This window comes from Polaromonas sp. P3_C2, assembly GCF_056402675.1.
Genome location: NZ_JBFUGX010000076.1, coordinates 1 through 9,967 on the forward strand (window position 1 = coordinate 1; position 9,967 = coordinate 9,967).

The following is a 9,967-nucleotide window of genomic DNA, read 5'->3' on the forward strand; positions in this document are numbered from 1 at the left end:
GGGCATCCAGCAGGCGCGGGCGTTGCGGGTAGGGCGAATCCTGCAGGCCCAGGCGCCCGCGGGCGTCGCATTCGCAGGCCAGCAARATATCGCCGAAACGCTGGGGCTTGCGAAACGCATCGCAGCGCTCCAGCAGCCGCACCAGGGCCGCGGCGCCCAGGCTTTCGCTGCGGTGCACGTTGCCGTGCTCGCGGGCCACCACGTCGGCARTYTCGCGGCAGTCSACCGGCACGCGCAGGCGCTCGCAGACGTCTTTCAGCAGTTGGGCGCTGCGTTCTTCGTGACCGATGTGCCGCGGCAAAACATCGGCCGGTGTCGTGCCCTTGCCGAGGTCGTGGCACAGGCAGGCAAAGCGCACGGCCAGCGAGCCCTCAAGCTGCGCCGACATGTCCAGCACCATCATCAGGTGAACGCCGGTGTCGACCTCGGGGTGGTGGCTGGCGGGCTGGGGTACACCCCAGAGGCGCGCTACCTCGGGCAGCAACTTTTGCAGCGCGCCGCATTCGCGCAGCACCTCGAACATGCGTGAAGGCTTGCCCTCCATCAGCCCGCGTGCGAACTCCTGCCACACCCGTTCGGGTACCAGCGCATCGGCTTCGCCTTCGGCCACCATGTCCCGCATCAGCGCCATGGTTTCGGGCGCCACGGAGAAATCCGGAAAGCGCGCGGCAAAGCGCGCCAGGCGAAGGATGCGGACGGGGTCCTCGCGGAAGGCATCCGTCACGTGGCGCAATACCTTGTCCCGGATGTCCTGCTGCCCGCCGAACGGGTCGATCAGCGCCGAAAAATTGGGGTTAAAACTGGCTGAAGCTGTTTCTGGACGGGCGGGAGCAGCTATTGAATTGATAGTGAGGTCGCGCCGCGCCAGGTCCTGCTCCAGCGTGACGTCGGGCTCGGCGTGCACCACAAACCCGCGGTAGCCCGGCGCGGTTTTGCGTTCGGTGCGGGCCAGGGCGTATTCCTCACGGGTGTCCGGGTGCAGGAACACCGGGAAATCCTTGCCGACCGGCAGGTAGCCTTGTGCCACCAGCGCTTCAGGGGTGGCGCCCACGACGACCCAATCGTGGTCCTGCACGGGCAGGCCCAACAAGGTATCGCGCACCGCGCCACCAACCATGAATATTTCCATCAGGTCAGTTTAGCGGTTCGCGCCAGCCCCAACAGCCCGGTCGGCGCCGGACTTTCGGTTCAGGAAAAAACAGGCCGGAAGAAACTGCGCTCGTAGCTGATGATGCAGCCGGTCGTTTCGGCGTATTTGAAAGCCGCCAGGCATTCCTGGTCGGAAAAGGAGTTCTGGCGGTAAATCTCGTAGGCCGCCAGACTCTCAAAGGTGAACAAGGCCAATGCAATATTGTTGGCGCCTTCGCTGGGCATGAAGTAGCCATGGTGCGTGCCGCCGAATTTCTCGACCAGCGGAATCCACAGCTTGCCGTAGTGCTCGAACTCCTTGAGTTTGGCGGTGTTCAGCACGTAACGCAGATAGATCGTGACCATGATGTCTCCCGTTCAGCGCCTGACGCGGTAGGGCTCTTCGAATTCGCGGAAATCGTTTTCGGCCAGCGCGTCGTCGATCCAGGCTTTGACACCGGGCAGCGCGCTGACGCGCTGAATGTAGGCGCCGATTTCCGCCGGTACCGGCAGGGCGTACCGGCTCAGGCGCATGCACACAGGCGCAAAGAAGGCATCGGCAATGCCGAACTCTCCAAACAAGAAATTGGCCCCCACGGTCGACTGCGTCTCCCTGCCCCCCGAGGGGGCGCTCGCACCTTGGGGCGGCCCGGCGGTACGAGGGTCCTTGTATTGCTGCAGCAACTCGGTCCACATCTCGACAATGCGCTGCACGTCGGCACGCACGGCCGATTTGTCGCGCCAGATCAGCTGGCCCATGTCCGACAGGTCGGCTTCGATGTTCATGGGGCAGGCCGAACGCAGCGCGCCAAAGCCGCTGTGCATTTCAGCGCATACGCTGCGCGCCCGGGCGCGCGCTTTCACATCCTGCGGCCAGAGCTTTTTCTCGGGAAAGCGTTCCGCGAGGTATTCGGCAATCGCCAGCGTGTCCCACACGACAAAACCGCCGTCGTCCAGCGCCGGCACCCGGCCGGTCGGGTTCACGCCGCTGATTTTTTCCTTGAAGGTCGAGTTGGCATCGAACGAGTCAAAGCGCAGTTTGATTTCTTCAAAAGGAATGCCGGCCTGCTTGAGCAGCACCCAGGGGCGCATGGACCAGGACGAGTAGTTTTTATTGCCGATGTAGAGCTTGAGCATGGTGTCCCTGTTCTGCTGATGATGAAGGAAAGAAGTCAAATGGAAAAACGACTTGCGATGCTACCGCCGTGCGAAATCACGATTGATGCAAAAAATCTTTGAAATTAATGCTACATCCACGGCGAGTAAGAAGGGCGGATTTCCTCTTCAGGCCAACCGGGGCCGCGGAACCGGCTTTGCCGGGCCGCAGGCGCAGCGCCCCCTCGGGGGGCAGCGACCCACACGAAGTGGGGAAGCGTGGGGGCCTAAAAACGGCCGGCGGTTTTACGCTTGGCCGTCAGTCCGCTGCGCAAGCCCTGCGCTCCCAGATAAGAAGGCCCCACCGCATCCAGCGCGGCAGGATGAACACCCAGTGCCTGCAGGCCGGGCAGCTTGCCGGTGGCCACGTTGTCGGTGGCCATGGCGTCGAGGTTGTCGCGGCTCAGCAGCGGCTCTCCGGGCGCGAGCTCCATGAGGCGCGCCTGCAGGCGCCCCAGGGAATCCGGCAGGCTGATCACCGGGCGGCCCTTGCCGCCGTTGATACCGGCGTAGCGACCGGCCAGCCTGACCAGCTGGCGCAGCGTGAACACGTCGGGCCCGCAAACTTCATAGATCTGGCCGGCGGTGTCGGGGTCTTGCAGGCAGTGCACGATGGCGTCGGCGACGTCTTCCACCCAGACGGGCTGAAAGCGCGCATCCGCGGCTGCAAGCGGAACCACCGGAAAGATCTGCTGGAGCCGGGCAAAGGTGTTGAGGAATTTGTCTTCAGCGCCAAAAATCACGCTGGGCCGCAGCACGGTCACATCCAGCCCGGTGCTGAGCAGCACGGCTTCACCGCGCGCCTTGCTGCGCTGGTACATCGATGCCGAACCGGGCGAAGCACCCAGGGCGCTGATGTGAACGATGCGCCTGAGGCCGCTGGCTTCACAGGCCCGGGCCAGCTCCAGCGGCAGTTGCACATGCGCCTTGTCGAATGCGGCCTCTGTGCCGTGAAGGATGGCAATCAGGTTGACCACGGCGTCGTGGCCGGCCAGCAGCGGTGCCAGCGAGGAAGCATCGTGGGCGTCGGCCTCAATCACATCCACCAGCGGCAGCATTTGCAGGTGGCGGGCATTGGCCTGCCGGCGAGTGACCACGGTGACGCGGCATTGCAGCCGCGCCAGTTTTTCGCAGACGTGCGCGCCGACAAAGCCGGTGCCGCCAAGAAGAAGGATTTTTTTCATAACCCCTAATTTAGCGCTTTTACCGTGCCTTGCGCCCTGTTGGCCCATTCTTTGGCCATTCAGGCCTCCAGGCCATGCTGGATGGTCGCAAGCAGCTATCAAATTAATAGCGATTTTTGGCCTTGCAGGATCCGCCCTTGGCCTACACGCCAGGGCCTGCGCCGTCCCCATAATGGTTGAATGAACATTTTTGAAGCACTGCGAACAAGCCATGTCACCCAGCGCGCCCTGGCGGACAACCTCATCAAAACGCAGGGCGACAGCAAGGAAAGAGCCACGCTGTTCAAGGAGCTCAAGCTTGAACTGGCGGCGCATGCCGCGGCGGAAGAGCGCTTTTTTTATGTGCCGCTGATTGCGCACGACATGACACAGGAACCCTCACGCCACGGCATTGCCGAGCACCACCAGATGGACAAGCTGGTGGAAACGCTGGAAGAAACCGATTTCAGCTCGCCCGCCTGGCTGGCCACGGCCAAAGAGCTGCACCACAAGATTTATCACCACCTTGAAGACGAGGAGCAGGGTGTGTTCCAGCTGGCGGGAAAGGTGCTGAGCGAAGCCGAAAAGCTGTCGCTGGCCAAGGGCTATGAAGGCGAGTTCGTCTCGCAGCGCACGAAAAATTAAACCACCACGGCGCCCCTGGACGAGCTTATGAACCGTCCCCGCGCTTGTCGCCGTCAGGCTTGAGCAGCGGTTCGGGCTTTTCCAGAAAACGCACCAGGCGCGGCACCAGCGCCAGGATGCCGAGCGCCAGCAGGGTGCTGAGGACCGCAGTGCTTTCACGTCCCATGCCGGCCGCCACGCCAATGGCCGCCGTCAGCCAGATGCCGGCGGCGGTGGTCAGGCCCTTGACCTGCTCTTCGTCGGGGTTGCCCTTGATGTGCCCCTTGAGGATGGTGCCCGCGCCCAGAAAGCCGATGCCGGCAATCACGCCCTGAATCACCCGGCTCAAGTCGGCGGTGATCATGCCGGACTGCTGCGACACCAGCACGAACATCGCGGAACCCATGGCCACCAGCATGTGCGTGCGCACGCCGGCGGCCTTGCCTTTTTGCTCGCGCTCTATGCCCAGCAAGCCGCCCAGCAACGCCGCCAGCGTGAGGCGAACCATGACGCGCGTGGCCTGCTCGGCATCGGGCAAATCTGAAAACTCCGAGCCGATGGTGTCACCGACTTGCTGCCACCAGGTGGACGCCATGCGGACTCCTTTAGATCGTAAACAGGTTCTTACGTGTTCGGTTGAGGGATGGGCTCGCCCGATTGACTGTAGCGCGTCTGCCGTACGGCGTCACCGAAAAGCCCTGTCCACCGTCAGGGATGGATTTTTTCGCCCCGCTTGAGCATGTCGGCGAACTTCACCAGCCGGCGCTCGCGTGTCTCGGCTTTCTTGGCGGTTTGCAGCCTGAACAAAATGGCGAAGCGGTTGCGTGAGTCCAGTGTTTCGAAGAAGGCCTTGGCTTTGGCGCTCTTCGCGAGCAACGCCGCTAGGTCGTCAGGAACCGCCATCTTGCTCTGCGCGTCATAAGCCGCGTCCCAGCGGCCGTCGGCCTTGGCGCGTTCGACCTCGGCCAGGCCCGCCGGCTGCATGGCGCCGGATTCAATCAGTGCCAGGGCCTTGGCGCAGTTGACCTTGGACCAGGTGCTGCGTGCGCGGCGCGGAGTGAATTTTTGCAAAAAATACTGCGCGTCCATGGAATTCCTCTGGCCGTCTATCCAGCCGTGGCAGAGCGCCGCTTCCAGCGCTTCGGCGTGGGTGATGGAGGCTATGCCTGAATCCTTCCTGGCGATTTGCAGCCAGACACCGGCGCTGCTTGCGTGGTGTTTGGCCAGCCATTGGGTAAAGGCCTGGGTGTCTTTGCAGCGCACGGTGGCAAGCGGGGCGGCGGGAGTCTTGGCAGGCGTTTTGGAAGCGGGTTTGGCGGAGGTGGGCATGACGCATTTTGCGTGACACGCGGGGTTCACGGCAAGCCATGGGGGCGATCGGTGGAGGGCGAGTGCTATTAATTCAGGAGCATTCTGCGCAGATATTTAAAAGGCTTCAGTCACTTTCTGCATAAAAAAACCACCCGGAGGTGGTTTTTCGGAGTCGCGGCTGGCAGTCGCGGCTGACTTCACTGCGTGATGTAGTCCGACACCACTTTCCAGCGCGCGTCCTGCAACATCGACAGGCGCGACTGGTTGTTGCCCAAGCGCTTTTGCGGGCCGAACTTGCCTTCGGAGCTGCCGAAGATGTCGGCCGGGATCACCATGGTGTCCATGGCCTTGATGAAGCTCTCGGTCGTCAGGCTGGCGCCGGCTTTCTGCGATGCACGGATAAAGCTGTCGACCACCGTATAGCCGTAGACCGAGAACACCGTCGGGTCTTCATTGAAGGCGGTCTTGTACTTGTTGGCCCAGAAGCGGATGGGCTGCGAGGCTTCGTCCAGGTAGGGGTTTTGCACCGTCATGGTGGCGTAGAGGCCGTCCATGGCTTTGCCGCCCAGCTTGTGGATCAGATCGGTGTAGGCGGCGCTGGAGCCCAGGAAGACCGGGTTGTAGCCCAGCTTGCGCGCGGTGCCGATGCCGCCAATGGTTTCGCGGATGATGGTGCCCAGCACCACCAGGTCGCATTCAGAGGCCTTGAGCTTGGCGATCTGCGACGAGAAATCGGTCGCGCCGCGCTTGAAGGAGGTCTTCTCGACCATGGTCATGCCGATGGCTTTGAGGCCGTCATCGGCGCCGCGCTGCACTTCGAGGCCAAACTCGTCGTCCTGGTACATCGAGCAGACCTTTTTGGCGTTCTTTTCTTTCACCAGCTTGGGTACGGCCGCCTTCATCTGGTCGTAATAGGTGGCGGCAAACGAGTACTTGAGCTTGTGAAAGGGCTCGTACATCTCGCGCGCGGCCGTCACCGGGAAGAAGTTGATGACATTTTTTTCGAACTGCACCGGCATGGCGGCCAGGTTTTGCGCAGTACCCAGGTGGCCCACCATGGCGAAGATCTTGTCCTGGTTCACCAGCTTTTGCGCCGCCAGCACCGCCTTCTTGGGGTCGTAGCCCGAGTCCTCGACGATCAGCTTGACCTTGCGGCCGTTGATGCCGCCTTGTTCATTCAGCTCGTTGACGCGCAGCGTCATGCCGTTGCGGATTTGCTTGCCGAAGCCCGCGAGCGGGCCCGACAAATCCTGGATGGAGCCCAGCGTGATTTCGGTTTTGCTGACGCCCTGGCTTTGCGCCTGTGCAGTAGCGGCCGACAAGGCGGCTACGCAGGCCAGCGCGGAAAGGACGGCGGTTGATTTCAGTTTCATGGTTTTGTCTCCTGTAAAGGTTCTTGGCTCTTGTTCACCCGGTGCACGGAATCAGTACATGGCCTCTATTTGCGGGGCGTATTTTTGTTCTACGAGTTTGCGCTTGAGCTTCATGGTCGGCGTGAGTTCTTCGTCCTCCGCCGTGAGCTGCGTGTCGAGCAGGAAGAATTTCTTGATCTGCTCGACCCGCGCAAACTTCTTGTTGACCCGGTCGATTTCCGACTGAATCAATTCTTGCACTTCAGTTGCCCGCGTCAAGCTGGCGTAATTACTGAAGGGTATGTCCGCATCCTGGGCGAATTTCTCGACGTTTTCCTGGTCGATCATGATGATGACGGTGAGGTAGGCGCGCTTGTCGCCGATGACCACGGCGTCGGTGATGTAGGGGGAGAACTTGAGTTCGTTTTCCAGCTCGCTGGGCGTCACGTTCTTGCCGCCGGCGGTGATGATGATGTCCTTCATCCGGTCGGTGATACGGAAAAACCCTTGCTCGTCCATCACGCCCACGTCGCCGGTGTGCAGCCAGCCCTGGGCATCCAGCGTCTCGGCGGTTTTTTGTGGCTGGTTCAGGTAGCCCATGAAGACATTGGTGCCCCGCACCAGAATCTCGCCGGTGGCTGCATCCAGCCGCATTTCGTTGTAGCCGGCGGCCGGGCCGATGGAGCCGGGCCTCATGCAGCTGGCCGGCACGCCGCTGGCGGCGCCGCAGGTCTCCGTCATGCCCCAGACCTCCAGCATGGGAACGCCCAGCGCCATGTACCACTTCACCAGGTCGGGCGAAATGGGCGCCGCACCCGTGACGCAAAACCGCGCCTTGTGAATGCCAATGAGCTTGCGCGTGTTGTTGAGCGCCAACCAGCGCGCCAGCGTGAAGCGGGCCTTGAGCGATGCGCTGACCGGCTGGCCGGCCAGCACGGTGTCGGCGATGCGCATGCCCACGCCGATGCTCCAGGCATAGGCGGCCTGTTGCAGCCAGCTGGCTTCCTTCAACGCGATCATCACGCCTGAATAAAACTTTTCCCACACACGCGGCACGGCGGTGAACACTGTGGGCGCGATCTCGCGCACGTTCTCGGGAATGGTTTCGGGGTTCTCGACAAAATTGAGCTTGGCGCCCGCATACATCGCGAAATATTCGCCGCCCATGCGCTCGGCGATATGGCACAGCGGCAAAAAGCACATGCGCTCGTCGTCTTCGTTCTGTGCCACCAGCGTGTTGTAGCCGCGCGCGGTAAACACCAGCCCGCGCTGGCTGTGCATGGCGCCCTTGGGTTTGCCGGTGGTGCCCGAGGTGTAGACCAGGATGGCCAGGTCCTCGGGTCTGCAGGCAGCAGCGCTGTCTTTCACCGCGTTGGGGTGATCCGCCAGGTAACTGCGGCCCAGCGCGCGAAGTTCGGCCAGGCCCATGACGCCCGGGTCATCCAGGTCACGCAGGCCTTCGGTGTCAAACACGATGATCTTGCGCAGCAGCGGTAATTGCGGCCGCACTTCCAGTGCCTTGTCGAGCTGCTCGTCGTCTTCGACAAACAGCACGGTGGTGCGCGAGTCATCGCAGAGGTAGTGCACCTGCGATGCGGCATCGGTAGGGTAGATGCCGCTGCACACACCGCCGCAGCTCAGTACCGCCAGGTCGGCCAGCACCCATTCGATCACGGTGTTGGAAAGGATGGAGGCGCATTCGTCGCGCGCAAAGCCCAGGCTGAGCAGGCCGGCGGCGACTTCGCGTACCGCGTCACCGGTTTGTGTCCACGTCCAGCTGCGCCAGATGCCCAGCTTTTTCTGCCGCATCCAGGTCTTGTGGCTGCGCTGCTCCACCGCGTTCCAGAATACGGCGGGAATGGTTTCGCCCGGCATGACGATGGCATGCTCGGGCTGGATATGGCTAAGGTCCCAAAGGTTGCTCATTCAGTCACCGCCACGTCTTCTTTTTCTTCCAGCGCCGCTCGCCCCGCACACCGTCTTCCTTCATGCCGAGGTAGAACTCCTTGATGTCGTCCTTCTCGCGCAGGCGGGCGCAGGTGTCTTCCATCACGATGCGACCGTTCTCCAGCACATAGCCATAGTCCGACGCGTTGAGCGCCATGTTGGCGTTTTGCTCGACCAACAGGATGGTGGTGCCGCGCTCGCGGTTGATGCGCACCACAATCTCAAAAATTTCCTTGGTGAGTTTGGGCGACAGGCCCAGGCTGGGTTCGTCGAGCAAGATGAGGTCGGGCGAGGCCATGAGCGCGCGCGAGATCGCCAGCATTTGCTGCTGCCCGCCCGACAGCAGCCCGGCGTCTTGCAGGGCGCGCTCTTTCAGGATCGGGAAGTAGCCGTACACCGCCTCCATGTCGAGCGCCACACCGTCGCTGTCTTTGCGGGTGTAGGCGCCCATCAGCAGGTTGTCGCGCACGCTCAGCAAAGGGAATACCTCGCGTCCCTCTGGCACATGCGACAAGCCTTGCTGCACGATATGGGCCGGATCCTGTGCCGTGATGTCCTCGCCCTTGAAGTCGATGGAGCCTTTGCGCGGATCGAGGATGCCCGAGATGGTCTTGAGGATGGTGGATTTGCCTGCACCGTTGGAGCCCAGCACCGTGGCAATTTCGCTGCGGCGCACCTGCAGGCTGATGCCGCGTATGGCCTTGATGGGGCCATACGAACTCTCGACGTTGAGGAGTTTCAGGACGGGTTGGTCACTCACCGGTGGGGGAACCGCGCTCATGCCGTTCTCCTTAAAGACGTGACCTCATCCACCGAACCAAGATAAGCCTCAATCACACCGGGATCGCGCTGTACTTCGCGCGGCGTGCCCATGGCCAGGACTTCGCCCTGGTTCATGGCGAGAACCCGGTCAGACACGCGTGAGACCAGCGACATATCGTGCTCGACCATCAGTACCGTGATGCCCAGCTCGTGCTGGATGTCCTGGATCCAGAAGGCCATGTCGCCGGTTTCCTCCACATTGAGGCCGGAAGAGGGCTCGTCAAGCAGCAGCAACTGCGGCTCGGTGCACAGCGCCCGCGCCAGCTCGACCACCTTGCGCACGCCGTAGGGAAGACCTGCGACCATCGAATCGCGGTGATGTTGCAGGTCGAGGAAGTCAATGACCTGCTCGGCTTTTTCGCGTGCCAGCAGTTCGGCATCTCGCGCCCTGGCGGTAAAAAACAGGTCGTGCAGCAAGCCGGTTTGCCGGTGCGTGTGCCGGCCAATCAACAGGTTGTGCAGCAC

The 9,967-nt window shown here is 62.1% G+C and carries 11 protein-coding genes; 1 reads left to right on the plus strand and 10 read right to left on the minus strand.

Features of this window, described 5'->3' with window-relative positions; translation table 11 throughout:
* The 4 genes from AC1DWI_RS05315 to AC1DWI_RS05330 form a co-directional block, all read right to left on the minus strand.
* Positions 1-1,129 (minus strand): multifunctional CCA addition/repair protein (locus AC1DWI_RS05315; RefSeq protein ID WP_477724492.1); only part of this gene is annotated, 1,129 nt, incomplete at its 3' end.
* A 59-nt stretch (positions 1,130-1,188) separates the two neighbouring features.
* Positions 1,189-1,494, minus strand: coding sequence for an NIPSNAP family protein (locus tag AC1DWI_RS05320; protein WP_477651240.1), 306 nt, complete (start codon positions 1,492-1,494; stop codon positions 1,189-1,191).
* Positions 1,495-1,506: 12 nt separating this feature from the next.
* On the minus strand, positions 1,507-2,265 hold the full coding sequence (locus AC1DWI_RS05325) for a glutathione S-transferase family protein (RefSeq protein ID WP_477668437.1): 759 nt from the start codon (positions 2,263-2,265) through the stop codon (positions 1,507-1,509).
* A gap of 245 nt (positions 2,266-2,510) precedes the next feature.
* Positions 2,511-3,467 carry a complex I NDUFA9 subunit family protein gene (locus tag AC1DWI_RS05330; protein WP_477668436.1) on the minus strand — a complete coding sequence of 319 codons (957 nt, stop codon included), beginning with the start codon at positions 3,465-3,467 and terminating at the stop codon, positions 2,511-2,513.
* A gap of 180 nt (positions 3,468-3,647) precedes the next feature.
* On the opposite strand from AC1DWI_RS05330, the gene AC1DWI_RS05335 reads away from it, so the two are divergent.
* Entirely contained in the window at positions 3,648-4,091 is a 444-nt protein-coding gene (locus AC1DWI_RS05335; protein WP_477668435.1) for a hemerythrin domain-containing protein, read from the plus strand.
* 25 nt (positions 4,092-4,116) lie between these two features.
* On the opposite strand, the gene AC1DWI_RS05340 is transcribed toward AC1DWI_RS05335, so the two are convergent.
* From AC1DWI_RS05340 to AC1DWI_RS05365, 6 genes are all read right to left on the minus strand, one after another.
* Complete coding sequence (locus AC1DWI_RS05340) at positions 4,117-4,665, minus strand: MgtC/SapB family protein (protein WP_477668434.1); 549 nt, start codon at positions 4,663-4,665, stop codon at positions 4,117-4,119.
* Between the two features lie 113 nt (positions 4,666-4,778).
* A complete protein-coding gene (locus AC1DWI_RS05345) occupies positions 4,779-5,399 on the minus strand; it encodes a YdeI/OmpD-associated family protein (RefSeq protein WP_477668433.1) in 621 nt (206 codons plus the stop codon).
* Between the two features lie 179 nt (positions 5,400-5,578).
* Positions 5,579-6,754, minus strand: coding sequence for an ABC transporter substrate-binding protein (locus AC1DWI_RS05350; protein ID WP_477668432.1), 1,176 nt, complete (start codon positions 6,752-6,754; stop codon positions 5,579-5,581).
* A 51-nt stretch (positions 6,755-6,805) separates the two neighbouring features.
* Positions 6,806-8,659: an AMP-dependent synthetase/ligase gene (locus AC1DWI_RS05355; RefSeq protein WP_477668431.1), complete on the minus strand. Its 1,854-nt coding sequence runs from the start codon at positions 8,657-8,659 to the stop codon at positions 6,806-6,808.
* A gap of 4 nt (positions 8,660-8,663) precedes the next feature.
* The gene (locus tag AC1DWI_RS05360; RefSeq protein ID WP_477668430.1) at positions 8,664-9,461 is read right to left on the minus strand and encodes an ABC transporter ATP-binding protein; all 798 of its coding nucleotides are present in this window, start codon (positions 9,459-9,461) and stop codon (positions 8,664-8,666) included.
* Positions 9,458-9,967 (minus strand): ABC transporter ATP-binding protein (locus AC1DWI_RS05365; RefSeq protein ID WP_477724493.1); only part of this gene is annotated, 510 nt, incomplete at its 5' end. The genes AC1DWI_RS05365 and AC1DWI_RS05360, both read right to left, overlap by 4 nt.

Coding starts and splice junctions, on each gene's coding strand:
- AC1DWI_RS05340 (WP_477668434.1), bottom strand. CDS start 4,665: ATGGCGTCCACCTGGTGGCAGCAAGTCGGTGACACCATCGGCTCGGAG.
- AC1DWI_RS05350 (WP_477668432.1), bottom strand. CDS start 6,754: ATGAAACTGAAATCAACCGCCGTCCTTTCCGCGCTGGCCTGCGTAGCC.
- AC1DWI_RS05355 (WP_477668431.1), bottom strand. CDS start 8,659: ATGAGCAACCTTTGGGACCTTAGCCATATCCAGCCCGAGCATGCCATC.
- AC1DWI_RS05360 (WP_477668430.1), bottom strand. CDS start 9,461: ATGAGCGCGGTTCCCCCACCGGTGAGTGACCAACCCGTCCTGAAACTC.
- AC1DWI_RS05320 (WP_477651240.1), bottom strand. CDS start 1,494: ATGGTCACGATCTATCTGCGTTACGTGCTGAACACCGCCAAACTCAAG.
- AC1DWI_RS05345 (WP_477668433.1), bottom strand. CDS start 5,399: ATGCCCACCTCCGCCAAACCCGCTTCCAAAACGCCTGCCAAGACTCCC.
- AC1DWI_RS05330 (WP_477668436.1), bottom strand. CDS start 3,467: ATGAAAAAAATCCTTCTTCTTGGCGGCACCGGCTTTGTCGGCGCGCAC.
- AC1DWI_RS05335 (WP_477668435.1), top strand. CDS start 3,648: ATGAACATTTTTGAAGCACTGCGAACAAGCCATGTCACCCAGCGCGCC.
- AC1DWI_RS05325 (WP_477668437.1), bottom strand. CDS start 2,265: ATGCTCAAGCTCTACATCGGCAATAAAAACTACTCGTCCTGGTCCATG.